This is a genomic window from Sphingomonas sp. P2_B6, assembly GCF_056404755.1.
The window spans coordinates 315,781-334,264 of record NZ_JBFUDK010000004.1 but is presented as its reverse complement, the minus strand read 5'-3'; the positions used below and the strand labels follow the sequence as shown (position 1 = coordinate 334,264).

Annotated in this window: 24 protein-coding genes and 2 tRNA genes; 15 read left to right on the top strand and 11 right to left on the bottom strand. The window is 65.9% G+C overall.

All coding sequences use genetic code 11. From position 1 onward, the window contains the following. Positions 1-30 precede the first annotated feature (30 nt). Positions 31-963, top strand: a complete 933-nt coding sequence (gene virB11 / locus AC1DX5_RS08320; protein WP_465177146.1) for a P-type DNA transfer ATPase VirB11 — start codon at positions 31-33, stop codon at positions 961-963. A gap of 50 nt (positions 964-1,013) precedes the next feature. Next, positions 1,014-1,424: a hypothetical protein gene (locus AC1DX5_RS08315; protein WP_465177018.1), complete on the top strand. Its 411-nt coding sequence runs from the start codon at positions 1,014-1,016 to the stop codon at positions 1,422-1,424. A 330-nt stretch (positions 1,425-1,754) separates the two neighbouring features. Here AC1DX5_RS08315 and AC1DX5_RS08310 read toward each other — a convergent pair whose 3' ends face one another. Then, positions 1,755-2,132 carry a hypothetical protein gene (locus AC1DX5_RS08310; RefSeq protein ID WP_465177017.1) on the bottom strand — a complete coding sequence of 126 codons (378 nt, stop codon included), beginning with the start codon at positions 2,130-2,132 and terminating at the stop codon, positions 1,755-1,757. On the opposite strand from AC1DX5_RS08310, the gene AC1DX5_RS08305 reads away from it, so the two are divergent. Together AC1DX5_RS08305 and AC1DX5_RS08300 are read left to right on the top strand one after the other, a co-directional pair. Continuing rightward, complete coding sequence (locus AC1DX5_RS08305; protein ID WP_465177016.1) at positions 2,131-2,913, top strand: DJ-1/PfpI family protein; 783 nt, start codon at positions 2,131-2,133, stop codon at positions 2,911-2,913. The genes AC1DX5_RS08310 and AC1DX5_RS08305 overlap by 2 nt on opposite strands. A 40-nt stretch (positions 2,914-2,953) precedes the next feature. After that, on the top strand, positions 2,954-3,157 hold the full coding sequence (locus AC1DX5_RS08300) for a hypothetical protein (protein ID WP_465173808.1): 204 nt from the start codon (positions 2,954-2,956) through the stop codon (positions 3,155-3,157). Between the two features lie 182 nt (positions 3,158-3,339). Here the strand turns inward: AC1DX5_RS08300 and pncB are convergent, their stop codons facing one another. Continuing rightward, on the bottom strand, positions 3,340-4,644 hold the full coding sequence (pncB, locus tag AC1DX5_RS08295) for a nicotinate phosphoribosyltransferase (RefSeq protein ID WP_465173807.1): 1,305 nt from the start codon (positions 4,642-4,644) through the stop codon (positions 3,340-3,342). Positions 4,645-4,702: 58 nt separating this feature from the next. On the opposite strand from pncB, the gene AC1DX5_RS08290 reads away from it, so the two are divergent. The 6 genes from AC1DX5_RS08290 (at position 4,703) to AC1DX5_RS08265 (ending at position 8,071) form a co-directional block, all read left to right on the top strand. Then, entirely contained in the window at positions 4,703-5,287 is a 585-nt protein-coding gene (locus AC1DX5_RS08290; protein ID WP_465177015.1) for a cysteine hydrolase family protein, read from the top strand. Between the two features lie 98 nt (positions 5,288-5,385). Further along, on the top strand, positions 5,386-5,709 hold the full coding sequence (locus AC1DX5_RS08285; protein WP_465173805.1) for an ArsR/SmtB family transcription factor: 324 nt from the start codon (positions 5,386-5,388) through the stop codon (positions 5,707-5,709). Next, the gene (locus AC1DX5_RS08280; protein ID WP_465173804.1) at positions 5,706-6,116 is read left to right on the top strand and encodes an SRPBCC family protein; all 411 of its coding nucleotides are present in this window, start codon (positions 5,706-5,708) and stop codon (positions 6,114-6,116) included. Before AC1DX5_RS08285 ends, AC1DX5_RS08280 begins: the two co-directional genes overlap by 4 nt. A gap of 30 nt (positions 6,117-6,146) precedes the next feature. Beyond that, on the top strand, positions 6,147-6,356 hold the full coding sequence (locus tag AC1DX5_RS08275) for a hypothetical protein (protein WP_465173803.1): 210 nt from the start codon (positions 6,147-6,149) through the stop codon (positions 6,354-6,356). Between the two features lie 13 nt (positions 6,357-6,369). After that, complete coding sequence (locus AC1DX5_RS08270; RefSeq protein ID WP_478014803.1) at positions 6,370-6,771, top strand: DUF1801 domain-containing protein; 402 nt, start codon at positions 6,370-6,372, stop codon at positions 6,769-6,771. A gap of 151 nt (positions 6,772-6,922) precedes the next feature. Then, positions 6,923-8,071 (top strand): VWA domain-containing protein, encoded by a 1,149-nt coding sequence (locus tag AC1DX5_RS08265; protein ID WP_478014802.1) that lies wholly within the window; start codon positions 6,923-6,925, stop codon positions 8,069-8,071. A gap of 71 nt (positions 8,072-8,142) precedes the next feature. Here AC1DX5_RS08265 and AC1DX5_RS08260 read toward each other — a convergent pair. After that, positions 8,143-8,219: transfer RNA gene (locus tag AC1DX5_RS08260), tRNA-Arg, on the bottom strand. An 84-nt stretch (positions 8,220-8,303) separates the two neighbouring features. Here AC1DX5_RS08260 and AC1DX5_RS08255 point away from each other — a divergent pair. Then, complete coding sequence (locus tag AC1DX5_RS08255) at positions 8,304-9,047, top strand: queuosine precursor transporter (RefSeq protein WP_465173800.1); 744 nt, start codon at positions 8,304-8,306, stop codon at positions 9,045-9,047. After that, a complete protein-coding gene (locus AC1DX5_RS08250) occupies positions 9,007-9,381 on the top strand; it encodes a hypothetical protein (protein WP_478014801.1) in 375 nt (124 codons plus the stop codon). The genes AC1DX5_RS08255 and AC1DX5_RS08250 overlap by 41 nt, the downstream gene beginning before the upstream one ends. Before the next feature lie 14 nt (positions 9,382-9,395). Here AC1DX5_RS08250 and AC1DX5_RS08245 read toward each other — a convergent pair. The 3 genes from AC1DX5_RS08245 to purS form a co-directional block, all read right to left on the bottom strand. Continuing rightward, positions 9,396-9,467 (bottom strand) — tRNA-Cys (locus tag AC1DX5_RS08245). Between the two features lie 321 nt (positions 9,468-9,788). Further along, positions 9,789-10,457 (bottom strand): phosphoribosylformylglycinamidine synthase subunit PurQ, encoded by a 669-nt coding sequence (gene purQ / locus AC1DX5_RS08240; protein WP_478014800.1) that lies wholly within the window; start codon positions 10,455-10,457, stop codon positions 9,789-9,791. Next, positions 10,454-10,684: a phosphoribosylformylglycinamidine synthase subunit PurS gene (gene purS / locus AC1DX5_RS08235; protein ID WP_465173797.1), complete on the bottom strand. Its 231-nt coding sequence runs from the start codon at positions 10,682-10,684 to the stop codon at positions 10,454-10,456. The genes purQ and purS overlap by 4 nt, the downstream gene beginning before the upstream one ends. 143 nt (positions 10,685-10,827) lie before the next feature. Between purS and AC1DX5_RS08230 the strand changes: the two genes are divergently transcribed. Further along, positions 10,828-10,977 carry a hypothetical protein gene (locus AC1DX5_RS08230; RefSeq protein WP_465173796.1) on the top strand — a complete coding sequence of 50 codons (150 nt, stop codon included), beginning with the start codon at positions 10,828-10,830 and terminating at the stop codon, positions 10,975-10,977. An 18-nt stretch (positions 10,978-10,995) separates the two neighbouring features. On the opposite strand, the gene purC is transcribed toward AC1DX5_RS08230, so the two are convergent. From purC to AC1DX5_RS08205, 5 genes are all read right to left on the bottom strand, one after another. Further along, positions 10,996-11,775: a phosphoribosylaminoimidazolesuccinocarboxamide synthase gene (gene purC, locus AC1DX5_RS08225; protein ID WP_465173795.1), complete on the bottom strand. Its 780-nt coding sequence runs from the start codon at positions 11,773-11,775 to the stop codon at positions 10,996-10,998. Positions 11,776-11,874: 99 nt separating this feature from the next. Beyond that, positions 11,875-12,666 (bottom strand): DUF4349 domain-containing protein, encoded by a 792-nt coding sequence (locus AC1DX5_RS08220; protein WP_478014799.1) that lies wholly within the window; start codon positions 12,664-12,666, stop codon positions 11,875-11,877. Between the two features lie 154 nt (positions 12,667-12,820). Further along, on the bottom strand, positions 12,821-14,035 hold the full coding sequence (gene kynU / locus AC1DX5_RS08215) for a kynureninase (RefSeq protein WP_478014798.1): 1,215 nt from the start codon (positions 14,033-14,035) through the stop codon (positions 12,821-12,823). Further along, positions 14,032-14,925, bottom strand: a complete 894-nt coding sequence (locus AC1DX5_RS08210; protein ID WP_465177007.1) for an alpha/beta hydrolase family protein — start codon at positions 14,923-14,925, stop codon at positions 14,032-14,034. Before AC1DX5_RS08210 ends, kynU begins: the two co-directional genes overlap by 4 nt. Positions 14,926-14,971: 46 nt before the next feature. Continuing rightward, complete coding sequence (locus AC1DX5_RS08205) at positions 14,972-15,154, bottom strand: hypothetical protein (protein WP_465177006.1); 183 nt, start codon at positions 15,152-15,154, stop codon at positions 14,972-14,974. A 113-nt stretch (positions 15,155-15,267) separates the two neighbouring features. Here AC1DX5_RS08205 and gcvA point away from each other — a divergent pair, with 113 nt between their 5' ends. Continuing rightward, entirely contained in the window at positions 15,268-16,167 is a 900-nt protein-coding gene (gene gcvA, locus AC1DX5_RS08200) for a transcriptional regulator GcvA (protein WP_465173790.1), read from the top strand. A 55-nt stretch (positions 16,168-16,222) separates the two neighbouring features. After that, on the top strand, positions 16,223-18,475 hold the full coding sequence (gene parC / locus AC1DX5_RS08195) for a DNA topoisomerase IV subunit A (RefSeq protein WP_478014797.1): 2,253 nt from the start codon (positions 16,223-16,225) through the stop codon (positions 18,473-18,475). Positions 18,476-18,484: the final 9 nt, after the last annotated feature.

Sequence of the window (18,484 nt, the reverse complement as noted above, 5' to 3'; positions counted from 1 at the left end):
CTGCGCAGCTATCTGTCGCCGCTGGTGGGCATGCTCGAGCGCGCCGATGTGACCGACATCTATGTCAACCGGCCGGGCGAGATATGGGTCGAGACGACCGGCGGCACGATCGAACGGCACGAGGCGGCCGGGCTCGACGAGGCGACGCTGTCGCGGCTCGCGCGCCAGATCGCGGCCTTATCGCACCAGGGCATCAGCCGAGAGCATCCGCTGCTCTCGGCGACCCTACCCGATGGTGCGCGCGTCCAGGTGGTCGGGCCGCCGGCGACGCGCGGGCCGCTCGCGCTCGCGATCCGCAAGCATGTCTCGCCCGATCTGTCGCTCGGCGATTATGTGTCGAGCGGCGCTTTTGCCGAGACGCGGCATGGCGAGGAAGACACGTCGGACATCGACCGGGTGCTGACGATGATGCTCGATGCCGGTGATATCGCGGGCATGCTCGCGACAGCGGTGCGGGCGCGCAAGAATATCCTGGTGTCGGGCGGCACCTCGACCGGCAAGACGACGTTCCTCAACGCGCTGATCCGCGAGATCCCGGCGGACGAACGGCTGATCCTGATCGAGGACACGCCCGAGCTCCATCTCCGCCACGACAATGCCGTCGGCCTTCTCGCCGCGCGCAGCGCGCTGGGTGAGGCGCGGGTGAGCGCCGACGATTTGCTCGGCGCATCCCTGCGCATGCGGCCCGACCGGATCATCCTGGGCGAGCTGCGTGGCGAGGAAGCCTATGCCTTTCTGCGCGCGGTCAATACCGGCCATCCGGGATCGATGACCACGGTCCACGCCGACAGCGCGGAGCGCGCGGTCGAGCAGATCGCGCTGCTGGTGTTGCAGACCGGTACCCGGCTCAATCGCGACGACGTGCTCCACTATGTCCGCAGCACGGTCGATGTGTTCGTCCAGCTCGCCCGCGCGGGCGGGCGGCGGCATGTCGCCGAGGTGGTGCTGCGGCGGCGGGTTTAAGGATTTTCCGTTCATGTTGTGGTCGGGTTGCGCCGGTCTATAAGGCAGGGATGACCCGTTTGATTTCGCTGCGCTATCGCGCGCTCCCGATCGCACTTGCCCTTGGTGCGGGAGCCTCCTGCCTGTCGACGGCGTGCTTCGCGCAGTCCGCGCCGGCTCCGGAGTCGGCGCCTGCACCGACAATGGCGCAGCCGGTGCGTCCTTCGACCGGTGACACGATTCGCCTGACGGACGAGCAGCGGGACGCAATACTGAACAACAATACGGTCGAAAGTGCCGCCGCCGCACGTGGCGAACTGAGGGACTCGGAAATCGCCAGGCCGGGTATCCATGGCGAGGTCGGCGTCATGATCGGATCGCAGGGCGCGCGCGGCGTCTATGGCACCGCGGACATTCCGCTGGGCGAAAACGCAGGGGCCACCGTGTCGTTCGAAAGCAGCAGCTTCGGGCATCGGCGATAGGCGGCATCGCGAGACCGGCGCTCGATGGTCAAATTCCCTGTTATTGCCGATTAACAGGGAATTTCTTTTTCTTTGGCCTTTTTCGGCGATTCTGCGGCACTATTTCCTTATATATCTGTGCCTTGCAACGAATTCCCTGTTATCGAAGAACAGGGAATTTGAATCAAGGAACAGGGAATGTCACAACCCGAGCAGGGAAAATTCCTGCGGAACAGCGAAATTCGATATCGATCACCAATGAGAAAAAGCCTGGACGGAAGCGTTCGCCCGACGGGACCCTGCGCCTTTTTTCGCGCCGTTTGAATCGATCTCGGGCGCGCGGGGCCGGGATCAGGCTTCGGCGCGGCTCCGGCGAGGGCGCAGCGGGTTGCGCGGCCGCAGGATATGCGCGCAGGCGGCATGGCCGTTCGCCTTGTCGGACTCGTCGCCGGGGATCCGGCCCGTATCGGGGATCGCCATCCAGGTGATGCCCTGCGCGGTGCAGACCTCGACGAAATGCGCCGCGGGGCCGGTCGCCTGAACCGGGGAGGCGGACAATGTCAGGAGCGCAGGCCCGACCAGCAGGAGACCCGTCCGCTCGCCGGAAGGGCGGCGGCGCACATGGCTCGCCTCCTCGTCGCAATGAGTCTCTTCCCCGGCCGGCACGCAAGGCCCTTTCCCGAAACGGCGGCGATCCGCGGTCGCCGCGCCGCTGACCGGCGTCACCATGAAGCGCTTTGCGCCGTTCTACGACCGCAAAAAGCCTCGATATGGCGTCAACGTCGCACCGGCCGGGCCGGCAAGGCGCTATGCTTTGCCGGTCAGGGTGGAGGATGCGGTGATGGACGCCAAGGGCAGCAAGCCGATCATCGGCATACCGGTATATGATTCAGTCGACATGCTCGACGTCTGCGGGCCGTATGACATGTTCGTCTGGGCCGGGTTCCAGGTCGAGCTGGTCGCGGCGGAAAGCCGCATGCATTGTTTCCGCGAAGGCTTTCGCTTCGAGGTGGTCAAGAGCTTTGCCGAGGCGAGCCCCGACTATGCGGCCTTGTGGGTGCCCGGTGGCGACCCGACCGCGCTGAACGCGCAGATGAAGAACGAAACCTATCTCTGTTTCCTGCGCGACAAAGCGGCCGTCACGCCCTTGGTCGCGTCGGTGTGCGAAGGTGCGATGCTGCTCGCTGCGGCGGGGCTGCTCGACGGCTATGAGGCGACGACTCACTGGGCCTTTATTCCGTGCCTCAAGCGCTTCAAGCATGTGAAAGTGGTCGAGGGCCATCCGCGTTACCATCTCGACCGCGACCGGCTGACCGGCGGCGGCATCTCCTCCGGGCTGGACGAAGCATTGCGGCTGATAGAGTTGCTGATGGGGACCGCCGCCGCAGAGCAGGTCCAGCTCACGACTCAATATTTCCCGTGCCCGCCGGTGGGCGGAGTAATTCCTGACACCAGGGATTGTCCGCTCGATGAGGCCGGCGACCAGGTGCCGCTGTGCATTCCCTGCTGACGGGCTTGCGATCGGCCGGCGCGCGCCGCATCAAGCGCTGATGCGAACCACCTCCGACAGCGTTTCCGTGCGCCTGTATCATCTGTCCGACGGCCATGACGGGGGAGGGGCGTCGACCCTGTTCTACGGGCCGCTCGGCGAGGCGATGGCGATCGCCGCGGCTCAGCCGGAGGAAGTGCAGGAGGGGCTTTTCCTGGCGACCGACAATGACGTGGTGGCGTATCTGGATCTGATCGAGGGGTAGGTCGTCCTCGGCTGAGATCAGTCGCTTGTCTGCACCCTTTGGCTTCCCCGGCGAAGGCCGGGGCCCAGTCGGGGGACGATCGTGGCAAGGTGCTGTGTGTCGTTACAACTACCTTTCCAGCTGGGCCCCGGCCTTCGTCGGGGAGCGGGAAGTGGCGGTCGCATCGGCGCGGCGCGGCCCGACTAGACGACAACCTCACTCTCGACGCGGCCCGCATCGCCGAACACGCGCAGATAGCGCGCGATCTCGGCCGGATCGCCGGTCGCCTTGGCGGGATTGTCGGAGAGCTTGACCGCCGGGCGGCCATTGGCGCTCGTTACCTTGCACACCAGGGAGATCGGCTCGAGCCCTTCATTGCCGCGCGGATCGCAGCCGCGGAAATCATTGGTCAGGTTGGTGCCCCAGCCGAAGCTCATGCGCGCCCGGCCGTGGAAATGGCGATAGGTGCGCTCGATCGAGTCCACGTCCATCCCGTCGGAGAAGATCAGCAGCTTCTCGCGCGGATCGACGCCGTGGCGTTGCCACCAGGCGATGATCTGCTCGCCGGCCTCGATCGGCGGGGCGCTGTCGGGGCGGAAGCCGGTCCAGTCGGCGACCCAGTCGGGCGCATCGGCCAGGAAAGCGGTCGTCCCGAAGGCGTCGGGCAGCACGATCAGCAGGTTGCCGGCATAATGCTGGCGCCATTCCTCCAGCACACGATAGGGCGCGGCGGCGAGCTCGGCATCGTCGCGGGCGAGGGCGGCGGCGACCATCGGCAATTCATGCGCGTTGGTGCCGATCGCCTCGAGGTCGCCATCCATCGCCAGCAGCACGTTGGAGGTACCGATGAAGCGATCGCCGAGCCCTTCCTTGAGCGCCTCGACGCACCAGCGCTGCCAGAGATGGCCGTGGCGCCGCCGCGTGCCGAAATCGGAAAGCACGAGATCGGGCAATTGCTTCAGCCGCTCGACCTTGTCCCAGAGTTTCGCCTTGGCGCGGGCGTAAGTGACGTCGAGCTCGAAGCGGCCATGGTTGCGCAGGGTCGCGCGCGAGCGAAGCTCGTTGATGATGGTGAGCGCCGGGATTTCCCACATCGTCGTATGAGTCCAGGGCCCGGCGAAGCGCAGCTCGTACTGGCCGTCGACGACATGGAGCTCATAGGGCGGCAGCCGGAACTCGGCGAGCCAGGCGATGAAGTCCGGCGCGAACATCCGCTCCTTGCCGTAGAAACTGTTGCCGGCGAGCCAGATCAGCTCCTTCTTGCCGAAGCGCACGGTGCGGGCATGGTCGAGCTGGGCGCGCAATTCGCCTTCGTCGATCGTATCGGCCAGCCTGATCGTCTTCGTCCGGTTGAGGACCGAGAAGGTCACCTCTACATCGGCATGCAGATGCCGGATCATCTGCAGCATGAGCAGCTTGTAGAAATCGGTGTCGAGCAGGCTGCGCACGATCGGATCGAGCCGCCAGCCGTGATTATAGGTGCGCGTCGCGATATCGGTCAGGACCATGACAGGCTTTTCCCGGCAAATGCCGCGGGCGTCTACCCAACAAATGCCGGAGCATGAGATGAAGAAGATCGTGATCGTCGTCGATACCCAGGCCGATTTCATGAACCCGGACGGTGCGCTCGCGGTGGCCGGCGCCGATATTCTGGCCGGACCGATGAACGCCTGGCTCGGCGCGCTGCGGCCTGACGACACAGCTTCGGTGCTGTTCACCTTCGACACGCATTTCGCCGATACCTATCCGCTGTCGGAAGAAGCGAAGGAATTCCCCATTCACTGCGTTCGCGAAACACCCGGCTGGCGCAATGTGCTCGACCCGGGCCTGGTCGATCCGGCGATCCCGACCTGGCGGCTGGAAAAGGGCGTGTTCGCGATGTGGCAGGAGGATGGGCTGAGCGTCGAGCCGATCGGCGGCGGCGCGCCGGTGGATCGCGATGCCTTTTTCCGCGACCTGAAGGCGTCCGGCGTCGAGGAAGCGACCGTGATCGGCGTGGCCGCCGATTATTGCGTGCGCTGGGCGATCGACGGGCTGGTCGAGCGCGGTTTTCGCGTGACCGTGCCGGAAGCCCTGACGCGCGGCATTGCCCGCCCGATCAATCAGGTGCTGGCCGAGGATTTCGCGGGGAAGGACGTCGCCCTGGCTTGACGGCGGCAACGGCGCGCCCGGCCGGCCGTCCCGCGCTTGACTCATTCATAGCCCGGCAGTTATGCGTAAATCAATAGCCACGGGGTTATCGATTGCGGATGACGGACGCGCAGGACATGCTTTTCAGGACGCTCGCCGATCCGACGCGTCGCGCGCTGTTCGAGCGGTTGTGCCGCGACGGGGAGCAGACCGTGCGGGCGCTGACGGCGCGCGCGGGGGTCTCGCAGCCGGCGGTCTCCAAGCATCTCGGTGTCCTGAAACAGGCCGGGCTGGTGCGCGACCGGCCCGATGGGCGTCTGACGCATTATAGCGCCCAGCCTGGCGCGCTGGCGCCGCTGATCGACTGGACGAGCCAGATGGCCGGATTCTGGCAAAGCCGGTTCGACGACCTCGAAGACCTGCTCAAAAGGATGGACCAATGACCGATACCGCGACTGAAACGCGCACCGTCACCGTCGAGCGCGACATCGCCTATCCGCCGGAAAAGATCTGGCGCGCGCTCACCCAGCCGCATCTGATCGAGGAATGGCTGATGAAGAACGACTTCAAGCCCGTAGTCGACCATCGTTTCCATCTCAGCGCCGACTGGGGCGGCGTCGACTGCCGGGTGCTCGAGGTCGAGCCCAACCGGACATTGTCCTACACCTGGGATGGAATGGGCCTCGAGAGCGTGGTCACCTGGACGCTCAGCCCCATAGCGACCGGCACGCGCCTGCGCATGGAACAGACCGGCTTCAAGCCGGACCAGCAACAGGCCTATTTCGGCGCCAAGGCCGGGTGGCCGCGCTTCTTCGGCAATCTGGAGCAACTGCTGGCCCGGGCCGACTGAGGTCGGCGCCGTGCTTCGAAAGGAGACGCCATGTTGAGCATGTGGATCCGCCAGGCCCATCGCTGGCTGTCGATCATCTTCACCGCGACGGTGATCGCCAATTTCGTCGCGATGGCATTGGGCACACCGCCGCCCTGGATCGTCTATTCCCCGCTGCTGCCGCTCTTCCTGCTGCTGTTCAGCGGCCTGTACATGTTCGTGCTGCCCTATGCCCGGCGGCGTGGCGGACGAGCGGCATGAGGAGGGACGGACGATGAGCGCGAGCGAAACCGAGGGCGCCGATCCCTCCCGCCTGATCGACGCGCGGATAACGGAGCTTGGCGACTGGCGGGGCGAGATGCTCGCGCGGCTGCGCCGCCTGATCCTTCAGGCCGATCCCGGCATCGTCGAGGAATGGAAGTGGCGCGGCGTGCCCGTGTGGTATTGCGGCGGTATGATCTGCACCGGCGAGACCTACAAGGCGGTGGTGAAGCTGACCTTCGCCAAGGGCGCGTCGCTGGAGGATCCGACGGCTCTGTTCAACGCCAGCCTGGACGGCAATGTGCGGCGTGCCATCGACTTCCATGAGGGCGATACGGTGAATGAGGCTGCGCTTACGGCGCTGGTCAAGGCCGCCGTTGCGCTGAACGCATCGGCCGCGAAGCCCCGGCGTTAGCCCGCTGCGCCGGGGGAACGCTGACGCGGCGGTTCCATGTCTGCAGGCGGGTGTCTCTGCTCCATTGCCGCCTGACACATCTACGCAGTGCGCACGGGCCGCACCCGATTCCGATCCAGCGGCGTTATTGTCGGTTGTTTAGGGAAACGTCATGCCTCGCTTGATTCATGCCCGATCGGCTGCACTGCTTGCCCTGGCGCTCGCGCTCTGCGCTTGCAGCGGCAAGAAGGACACGGACTCCGCGAAATCCCAGGCCGCGACCGATACCGCGCCCGCCGATCTCCACGCGGCCGCGCGCGCCTATGTCGACAGCTTCATCACCGAAGACCCGGACCGTTGTTTTGGAAAGGTCGAGCTGGAGCACGCGGTGCTGGAGGGACGTCGAAGCTCGATCGGCCCGACCGTGCCGCCGACCCGCGTGATCATCGCGATCGACGGGTCGGGCTCGATGGCCGGCCGGATCGGCGGCCAGACCAAGCTGGAGCTGGCGCGGCAATCAGCGCTGGGCTTCATCGACGGCCTTCCGTCCACCGTGCAGGCCTCGCTGCTGGTGTTCGGCCAGCAAGGCGACAACAGCGAGGCCGGCAAGGCGAAGTCCTGTCGGGGCGTCGACGTGCTCGCGCCGATGTCGACCGATCGGGTGGGGCTTGCCGCGGCGGTGAAGCAGGTTCGCGCCACCGGCTGGACGCCGCTCGCCGCCGGGCTCGAGCGCGCGCAGTCGCTGCTCGGGACCGCGGCCAAGCCGGGCGAACAGGTTATCTATGTCGTCTCCGATGGCGAGGAGACCTGCGGCGGCGATCCCGTCGCCGTCGCGCGGCGGATCAACGGAGGCACCACGCGCGCGGTGGTGAATGTCATTGGCTTCGGACTGCCATCAAAAGCAGCGGCGGCGCTCAAGGGGGTCGCCGATGCCGGGGGCGGCGGCTTCGTCAACGTCTCGACCCGCGCGGACTATGATCGGACCATCGACACGGTGCGCGACTCGAATCGCCGGGCGGCCAACATCGTTCGCACGAGCGACGCGATTGCCCACAACGCGGTCAATAGTTCCGACGTGAGTGCCCATGCCTCGACGTGCGTCAGCGATCTGCTGGATGGTGAAAGCAAGCGTATGAGCGATGATCTTTCGGTTCGATGGAAGCGCGGCGAGAAAGTGCCGTTCGCGGGCGAGGCGCTGACGCTGCAACGGCAGCGCCATCGCGCGCTGCTCGACCGCGGCATGGCGTTCTCGAAGCAGCTGAGCGGTGACGCGGACGCGGCCCGGGACCAAATGGATGCGGCAGCGAACGCGGTTCGCTGAAATGTGATGGAGCCGGCTTTCACCGAGCGGAAGCGCGCTCTGGCGCAGGTCTCGTCCATCGATTGAAGAACTGGCGCGCCCGGCAGGAGTCGAACCTGCGGCCTCAAGATTAGAAGTCTCGTGCTCTATCCAACTGAGCTACGGGCGCGCGATGGCGCGGGGATTAGCGCGGATTGCGCGGAGGCGAAACCGGCTTCATAAAATGCCTGCACGAACTTGGGGGAAAGCCGGCATGGCGGATGGTGGCGGGCTGAAGGCGGTCAGCGCGGGGGAGGTGGCCGGAGGCCATTTCCGCTATTATGATTTCGTGATGGCCGCGTTCGTCGCGATCATCCTGCTGTCCAACGTGATCGGCGCGGGCAAGGTCGCGGTGATCGACCTGCCCGGTATTGGCCTGTGGCCGTTCGGGGCCGGCATCCTGTTCTTTCCGATCAGCTACGTCATCGGCGATGTGCTGACCGAGGTCTATGGCTATGCCCGGGCGCGCCGCGTGATCTGGGCGGGTTTCGTCGCGGTCGCCTTCATGGCCTTCATGTCCTGGGTCGTCGTCGCGCTGCCGCCGTCGCCCGACTGGAAGAACCAGGCGGCCTATGAGGTGATCTTCGGCCAGGTGCCGCGCATCGTGTTCGCCTCGATGATCGCCTTCTGGGCGGGCGAGTTCGTCAATTCCTATGTCCTCGCCCGGATGAAGGTCTGGACCGGGGGCAGGCATCTGTGGACCCGCACGATCGGCTCGACGATCGTGGGGCAGGGGGTGGACAGCCTGATCTTCTATCCACTGGCCTTTCTGTATGCCGAGGGCTGGACCAACGACCTGATGCTGAAGGTGCTGGTCACGCAATGGGTGCTGAAAGTGTCCTGGGAAGTGCTGCTGACGCCGGTCACCTATCTCGTCGTCAATTTCCTGAAGCGCCGCGAGGGCGTCGACGTGTTCGATGACGGCACCGATTTTACGCCGTTCAAAGCGCGTGTTTGATCATCTCAGCGCCTTCCAGCAAGGCAAGCTCTGGCTGACCAACCATACCGGCCTCTCCAAGGATGCGCTGCACGTCTATATCGGCCTGCTGATCCTGCTCGGCGCGGCGCGGCTGTTCAAATGGCGCGTGGGCGACTGGCGCCCTTTTCTGGTCGTCGCCGCCCTCGCTCTGGCTGGAGAGGCCTGGGACCTGCGCGACCTGCTCGTGATCAATGCCAGGCCCGATTTTCCGGCGAACTGGCACGATATCTGGAATACCTGCTTCTGGCCGGCCGCGCTCACGCTGATGCTGCGATACACAAACCTGTTCCATCGCCAGGAATTAACCGAATAGGTTCCGTGCAAGGGAGTCCGAGGCCGGGATCGAACCGGCTCATGGCGGAGTTGCAATCCGCTGCGTTCCCATTTCGCCACTCGGACGGCTGCTGCCCTCAGGAGTGACCGGTGGGATTTGCACCCGCTAGCACCGGAATCACAGACCGGCCGAGCACTCTATTGCGTTCGGCCACGCCTGAAGGCAGCAGAATTCAGGGGTTTTTTGAAGATCGGGATGGAGATGCGAGGTGTCGCTGGCGAAGCGCTATCCCAATCCCGCCACGGCCCGGAAAATGGGCGCGGCTATGCGAGCGTCAATGTCGACAGCTGGCGGGGCGCGGTTGCGCGAAAATCATGGTGATAGCCATGGCGTGGCTATGCCAGTAGGCAATCCGGAATGCAAGAGCCTATTTGGCTAAATCGGCCTCAAGCCCCGACCGTTTCCAACAGGCCCTCGAACAGCCGCCGGCCGTCCACGCCGCCATGCGCCGCTTCGATCCGGCGCTCCGGATGCGGCATCATGCCGAGCACATTGCCCGCGGCGTTGAGCACGCCGGCGATCTTCCGCGCGGAACCGTTGACCTGGCCGGCATAGCGGAAGGCGACGCGGCCTTCGCCCTCGAGCCGGTCGAGCGTCTCGGCATCGGCGAAATAATTGCCATCATGATGCGCCACGGGGACGGTGATCGTCTCGCCCTGGCCATAGCGGCTGGTGAAGGCAGACTGGGCGTTGGCGACGGTCAGTTCCACGTCGCGGCAGACAAAATCCAGGCCCTCGTTGCGCATCAGCGCGCCGGGCAGCAGGCCCGCCTCGGTCAGCACCTGGAAGCCGTTGCAGATGCCGAGCACCGGCAGGCCGCCGTCCGCCGCCTCGATCACCGCGCGCATGATCGGCGATCGCGCGGCGACTGCGCCGGAGCGGAGATAATCGCCATAGGAGAAGCCGCCGGGCAGCGCGACCAGCCCGGTGCCGTCGGGCAGGCTGGTCTCGCCATGCCACACCATGGCCGGCTTCACCCCGGTCACGGCTTCCAGCGCGACGGCGATGTCGCGGTCGCAATTGGAGCCCGGAAAGACGATGACCGCTGTCTTCATGCCCGTTCCACCCGGTAGTTTTCGATCACGGTGTTGGCGAGCAGCTTGCGGCACATCTCGTCGATGCTCGCGTCGCTGGTGCCGTCGTCCACATCGAGCTCGATCAGCTTGCCGGCGCGGACATCGTTGATCCCGGCAAAGCCGAGGCCGTCCAGCGCCTTGTGGATCGCCTTGCCTTGCGGATCGAGCACGCCGTTCTTCAGCGTGACGAAGATGCGAAGCTTCATGAGCGTTTCCTGGGCTTGGGATTGGTTGGCGACCCTATGGCGAGCGCAACGCCCTGCCGCAAGCTTCATGGAAAATTTACGTGAGTGGCCCAGCCTTTCGGCGGCGCTCTCTCTGGGGCGGGGCGCGACAAGGAGTTTCGGCCATGGCCGGTCTGGCAATGATCATGTTCATCACGCTGTTCGCGTTCGGCGGGCAATATTTCGGCTGGAGCGATCCGGGCGGTCGCGTCCAGCTCGCCCTGTTCAGCGCCTATGTGTTCGGCATCATCTGCGGTTACCGCGTGAAGGGCTGAAGCCCGGACGGCCGGGGTTTATTTGCCCTTGCTGAGCCGGTGCTTTTCAAGATCGAGGACCGCGCCGTCGGCGCCTTCGGGCAGCAGGCCGAGGCGGCGCGCGACCTCCTGATATGCCTCGACTTCACCGCCGAGATCGCGGCGGAACCGGTCCTTGTCGAGCTTCTCGTTGGTTTCCATGTCCCACAGGCGACAGCCATCGGGGCTGATCTCGTCGGCCAGGATCACCCGGGCATATTCATTGTCCCAGAGACGGCCGAATTCCAGCTTGAAGTCGACCAGCCGGATGCCGATCCCGGCGAACAGGCCGCACAGGAAATCGTTCACGCGAATGGCGAGGTCGGCGATGTCGTGCATCTCCTCCTGGCTCGCCCAGCCGAACGCGGCGATATGCTCGTCGGTGATCATCGGATCGTTGAGCGCATCGTCCTTGTAATAATATTCGATGATCGTGCGGGGCAGCTGCGTGCCCTCCTCGATGCCGAGGCGCGTCGACAGCGACCCCGCCGCAACGTTGCGGATCACCACTTCGACCGGGATAATCTCGACCTGACGGATCAGCTGCTCGCGCATGTTGAGGCGGCGGATGAAATGGGTCGGCACGCCGATATGGCCGAGCAGGGTGAAGATATGCTCGGAGATGCGGTTGTTGAGCACGCCCTTGCCGCTGATCGTGCCCTTTTTCTGGGCGTTGAACGCGGTTGCGTCGTCCTTGAAATACTGGATCAGCGTGCCGGGTTCGGGACCCTCGTACAGGATCTTGGCTTTGCCTTCGTAAATCTGGCGGCGGCGAGCCATGATGGCGTTACCCTCGGAAAATGAGCAGCCCCGGCGGCGCGGAAGCGCAGGCCGGGGCCGGAAGACCGGCGCTATATCGGAAGGGGGACGGTGGTGCAATCAGCTTGGCGGCGGCTCCGCCCTCGATCCTCGCCCGAAAGACCGGGGCATGCGCGCGCCAAGCCGCCGCCATAGCCACCATCCCAGTGCGGCGAGGACCAGCCAGGGGGCGAGGAAGATGAGCAGGCGCAGGATTGCGCCGATTCCGATCAGGAAAGCGCTGGCTGATGCGACGAAGGTGTCGCCGATCCCGTTGCCGACATGGCCCGCCGCCGCAGCAGCAGCACTATACTCGATATCGATCGTCGACATCGCGACCCGGCCCTGTAGCTCGGCAAGCCAGCCGCGCGCCTGGTCGATCTCCTCCTGGGCCGCAGCGACGCTGCGTTCCGCCTCGACCAGTTCGGCAACACTTCCCTTGCGGGTGCGCAAGACTTCGGTCAGCCGCTCGACCAGCATTTCGCGCTGCCGCAGCCGCGCCTGCGTGTCCGACAGGGCCTTCGACACGTCCTCGGCCGCGATCGACTGGCTGACCGCGCGGCCGCCGGCACCCGACACGGCCTTTTTGAGCGCGGCGCCAAACTGACGGGCCAGGGCGCTCGCCACACGAATCTTGAGGGTCGCCTGGGAGATGCTTGCGTCGGCGGCCTGATTGTCGAGCGCGAGAACCTGACACCGCGCCGCGCCAAGTTGGTCGCAGAGCGCGACATGGGCTTGCTGGGCTTTCGCGATGGACGTTCCGGGCAGGACGAACGCATATTTGTAGCTGTATGCCATCTTCGGGACGGACACCGCGATGGCTGCGGGCGCCCCCGATGCGGCGGATTTGGCACCTGCTGCCGGTGCAGCCACGTCATGGCTACTCGCAGCCTGGTCCGGGGCGTCGGACGGTTTGGAACAAGCGCCGAGGCACAGCGCCAACAAGATCACGTACCGCATCGCCGCTCTCCCGATCGACTGTTACACTGTCACATCGATAGAATATTGTGTCAATGCCGCCGCGGCATCAGGTCACTGCGTTCCGATTCGAAAAGACCGGGTCGCGATAGGTGCCGGTTATGAGCAGGTCGCGCAGTTGATCTCCTGCGCGCGCGATGTCCTCGAAACCGAGATAGAGCGGGGTCAGCCCGAACCGCAGGATATCGGGATCGCGAAAATCGCCGATCACGCCACGGGCGATCAGGGCCTGGCACAGCGCATGGGCCTCGGGATGACGAAAGCTGATGTGGCTGCCGCGCTGCGCCGCATTGCGGGGCGAGACGCACTCCAGCCCGAGGTCGTCGCCGATCGCGGCGAAGGCGTCGAACAGCGCGGCGCTCTTGGCCCAGACCCTGTCGGCCGGCACGGCGGACCAGATGTCCACGCCGGCCTCCAGCGCAGCGAGGCCCAGGATCGGCGGCGTTCCCGTCAGCCAGCGAGTCATGCCTGGCGCCGGGCGATAGCCGTCCTCGAACTGGAACGGCGCGGCATGGCCCATCCAGCCCGACAGGGGGTTGGTCAGCCTTTCCTGCCATTGGCGGTTCACATGCAGGAAGGCGGGCGCACCGGGACCGCCGTTCAGATATTTGTAGCCGCAGCCGACCGCGAGATCGGCGCCGGCCCCGTTAAGGTCGACCGGTACCGCCCCCGCGCTATGACTCAGGTCCCAGAGGACGATCGCGCCGGCGGCGTGCGCGCGCTCGGTCCAGGCGGCCATGTCGAACCGCTCGGCGGTCTTGTAATGGACATGGGTGAGCAGCAGCAGCGCGGTGTCGTCGCCCAGCGCCGCGCCGATCGCCTCGCGCGGCACCGCCTTCAGGGTCGCGCCGGGCACGCAGGCAACCGCGCCTTCCGCGATGTGCAGGTCAGTCGGGAAATTGCCGAGCTCGCTCACCACCACGCTGCGCGCCGGGTCGAGCCTGAGTGCCGCGACGATCAGCCGGAAGAGATTGGCCGAGGTCGAATCGGCGACGATCACTTCGTCCGCCTCGGCACCGATCAGCGGGGCGATCTTCGCGCCGATCCGGCGCGGTGCCTCGATCCAGCCCTCATTCCAGCTCCGGATCAGCCGCTCGCCCCATTGCCGCTCGACCATGTCGTCCAGCGCCGGGCCGGTGGCACGGGGCAAAGCGCCGAGCGAATTGCCGTCAAGATAGATGACTCCCTCGGGCAGCGCGAACCGGTCGCGGAACCCGCGCAGGGGATCGGCGGCGTCACGCGCCAGCGCATCGTCCAGCGTCACTGGTCGAACGCCGCGCGGATCAGCCGGCGGGTTTCGAGCCAGGCCGACGTGTCGGGCGTCACCAGCTCGACATGGCCAGTCGCGGGCACGAAATGCAGCGCGACCGGATCGCCGGCCTGTCTCGCCCGGGCTTCATAGCCGGTGGCCAGCCTGAGCGGAATGATGCGGTCCTCGCGGCCATTGACGAGGTCCTGCGGTACCCCGATCGGCAGCAGGCGTGGAACCGAGGTGTCGGCATAGACGTCAGGCCGGGTGCCCGGCGCGCCGACGAGCTGGGCCACGACATCGACGCCACAGCCATTGTCGGGGCTTGCGGCGGTCGCTTCGAGATCGGGAAGGCCGCCCAGGCTGATGACATGCGCGATCGGGAGCGGCGCGGCGTTCCGTAGCGGGCTGGCCTTGGACAGCTTAGGCCGCGCAGCGAGCCACAATGCGAGATGGCCGCCGGCGGAATGCCCGACCGCGACGATACGCCTGGTATCGAGGTGAAAGCGTTCGGCGTTCGCGGCGAGCGCGTCGGCCGCCGCGGCCGCATCCAGAAAGGTGCCCGGATAACCGCCGCCCGGACGGTCCACGCCGCGATAATCGATGTTCCACACCGCGATCCCGTGATTGCGGAGATCGCCGGCGATCCAGTTCATCAGGCTGCGATCGGCGATGCTCGTCGTCCAGCAGCCACCATGAACCATCAACACCGTCGGAAAGGGGCCTTTGCCGGCGGGCAGCCAGACATCGACCTTCTGCATCTCGTCGCCACCATAGGCGATCGTCGCGTCGGGTTTGGGTCGGGGACGGGCCGAAAGATCGTCCCAGGTGAGCAGGGGAGGGTCGGTCGCGGTCATCACCGCGGGGATCAACGCGAGAAGCGCGATCGAGGCAAGCCGTAACATGCTCCCCCGATACGCGCTTCACACCATACTGTCCAAGCCGGTCGCCTCAGGCGGCATGCTCGCACGCTGCCTTGTCGCGCTTGCTCCGGCGGACGAGCCAGGGCGCCTCGAACTGATAGGCGGTGAGCTTGTCGAAGGTCTCGGCCACAGCGCGAACCAGCTTATGGATCGTACTGCTCAGCTGGCGGTGATTTTCGGCCCAGGCCTGGCTATGGAAATCGTCGCGCATCGCCATTCTCCTCTTTGCTCTGGCGTTGACCACAGGATGGCTATGCGTCCGTTCGTAACGCGACGCCAACAAATCGTTGGACATGATCCATAAGGCTGCCTTATCCGTCGGACATGCGCCGCATCCCCCCTCTCTCCGCCGTTCGCGTGTTCGAGGCCGCCGCTCGGCACGAGAATTTCACGACCGCCGCGGCCGAACTCGGCATGACTCAGGCAGCCGTCAGCTATCAGGTGAAGCTGCTCGAGGAGCGGCTCGGCGTGCCGCTGTTCCGTCGGGAAAAGAAGCGCGTCGTGCTGACCGAGGCGGCACGGCGGATCGCGCCACAGGTCGGCCGCGCCTTCGATGCGCTCGATTCGGCCTTCGCCACGATCCGCGCCGAGGACGAGGGGCTGCTGACCGTCTCTACCTCCAACACTTTCGCCAATACCTGGCTGGCCTGGCGGCTCGGCAGCTTCCAGATGGCGCATCCCGACATGGCGGTGCGCCTGCTGACCAGCGACGCCCTGTCCGATTTCGCCACTGACGATGTCGACATCGCGATCCGCGCCGGTCGGGGGCCCTGGCCCGACCTGTCACAGGACCTGCTGCTCCCGATCGATTTCACCCCGATGTGCAGCCCCGGTTTCCTCCGGCGCCATGGCCCGAGCTTCGAGCCGGCGGATCTGCTGCGCCTGCCGCTGATCAGCCCGCACGACCCCTGGTGGTCGCATTGGCTGAGGGAGGCCGGGGTCGATGCGCCGGACACGCTCCCCCGGCCCGGCGTCAGGCTCGATTCCCAGGCGCATGAAGGCCACGCGGCGATGGCGGGGCAGGGCATGGCGATGCTGACACCCTTTTTCTGGCGCAACGACCTGGCCGAGGGGCGGCTGGTGCGGCTGTTCGACCAGGTCTCGACCCGTGGCTATGCCTATTGGCTGGTCTGCCCGGAACCGCGGCGCAGCGTGCCCAAGATCAAGCGATTCCGCGAATGGCTGCTCGCCGAGCTTGCCCGCGACCTTCCCAGTCCCGTCTGACCACGATCGCGTGTGACGGTAGCGTCGGCGGACTCGGCCTGCTAACCGGGGGCCAATGCCTACCGACATCCTAGAGCCCGATCCCTTCAATGCCATTGTCGACGCGCCGTTCGACAGCGCCTTGTCCGAGCGATATCTCGTCTATGCGCTGTCGACGATCACCGCGCGCTCGCTGCCGGATGTCCGCGACGGGCTGAAGCCGGTGCACCGCCGCCTGTTATGGGCGATGCGGCTGCTGCGGCTCGATCCGGCGCAGGGCTACAAGAAATGCGCGCGCGTCGTCGGCGACGTGATCGGTAAATATCATCCGCATGGCGACCAGTCGGTCTATGATGCGATGGTCCGCCTCGCCCAGAGCTTCGCCATGCGCTATCCGCTGGTCGAYGGKCAGGGCAATTTCGGCAATATCGAYGGCGATAACGCCGCGGCCTATCGCTATACCGAGGCGCGGCTGACTCAGGTCGCGATCGACCTGATGGACGGGCTGGACGAAGACGCCGTCGATTACCGCCCGACCTATAATGGCGAGGAGCAGGAGCCCGAGCTGTTCCCGGGCATGTTCCCGAACCTGCTCGCCAATGGCKCGKCCGGCATYGCRGTCGGCATGGCGACSWSSATCCCGCCACACAATGCCGCCGAGCTGTTCGACGCGGCGATCCTGCTGATCGACCAGCCCAATGCGAGCGACGCGCAGGTGCTGGAGCATGTCACCGGCCCCGACTTCCCGACCGGCGGCCTCGTCGTCGACAGTGCGTCGGCGATCGCCGAAGCCTATGCCACCGGGCGCGGCGGTTTCCGCGTCCGCGCGCGCTGGCATGTCGAGGATCAGGGGCGCGGCACCTGGAACGCGATCGTGACGGAAATTCCGTATGGTGTGCAGAAGGGCAAGCTGATCGAGCAGATCGCCACGATCATCAACGACAAGAAGCTGCCGATCCTCGCTGACGTCCGCGACGAATCCGATTCCGAGGTCCGCATCGTCATCGAACCGCGCAGCCGCACGGTCGACGCGACGATGCTGATGGAAAGTCTGTTCCGGATGAGCGACCTGGAGAACCGGGTCAGCCTGAACCTCAACGTGCTGGATGCGCGCCGCACGCCGCGCGTGATGAGCTTGCGCGAAGCGCTGCTCGGCTGGGTCGATCACCAGTTCATCGTGCTCCAGCGCCGCACCGCGCATCGGCTTGCCAAGATCGCCGACCGGATCGAGTTGCTCGACGGCTATATCATCGCTTTCCTCAATCTCGACCGGGTGATCGCGATCATCCGCACCGAGGATGAGCCCAAGCCGGTGATGATCGCCGAGTTCGAACTCAACGACCGCCAGGCCGAGGCGATCCTCAACATGCGCCTGCGTTCGTTGCGCCGGCTCGAGGAAATGGAGCTGCGCAAGGAACGCGACGGGCTGGAAACCGAGAAGGCCGGGCTCGAAGCCTTGCTCGGCAGCGATGCGCGCCAGCGCACCCGGCTCAAGCGCGATTTCAGCAAGCTGCGCGACCGCTATGGCCCGGAGACAGTGCTGGGCAAGCGCCGCACCACGATCGAGGAAGCCGCGCCCGCCCGCGAGATTCCGCTCGAGGCGATGATCGAGCGTGAGCCGATCACCGTGATCCTGTCGCAGCGCGGCTGGATCCGGGCGATGAAGGGCCATATCGAGCCCGCCGCCGCGGCCGAACTGAAGTTCAAGGAAGGCGATGCACCCTTCCTGCATTTTTCGGCGCAGACCACCGACAAGATCCTGCTCGCGGCCGAGAATGGGCGTTTCTACACGCTGGCGGCGGACAAGCTGCCCGGCGGACGCGGCTTTGGCGAGCCGGTGCGCGCGATGATCGACCTCGATGGCGATGTCGGGATCGTCGAGCTGATGCCGGCGAGCCGGACGGAGAAGCTGCTGGTCGTCGCGACGGACGGGCGCGGCTTCATCGTCAAGACGGCGGATACGATCGCCGAGACGCGCAAGGGCAAGACGGTCGTCACGCCGCGCCTTGGCGCGAAGCTCAAGGTCGTCCGTCCGGTCGATCCGGCGGCAGACTATGTCGCGGCGATCGGCGACAATCGCCGGATGCTCGTCTTTCCGATCACCGAGCTGGCCGAACTGGCCCGCGGCCAGGGCGTCCAGTTGCAGCGTTATCGCGACGGCGGCCTGTCCGATGCGATCACCTTCATCTTCGCCAATGGGCTGAGCTGGGCGATGGGTGGCGAGACCGGGCGGACGCGGACCGAGACCGATCTCGCGCCGTGGCGCGCGGCGCGGGGCGCGGCGGGGCGCATGCCACCCACCGGTTTCCCGCGCGACAATCGCTTCTGAGGCAAAGGA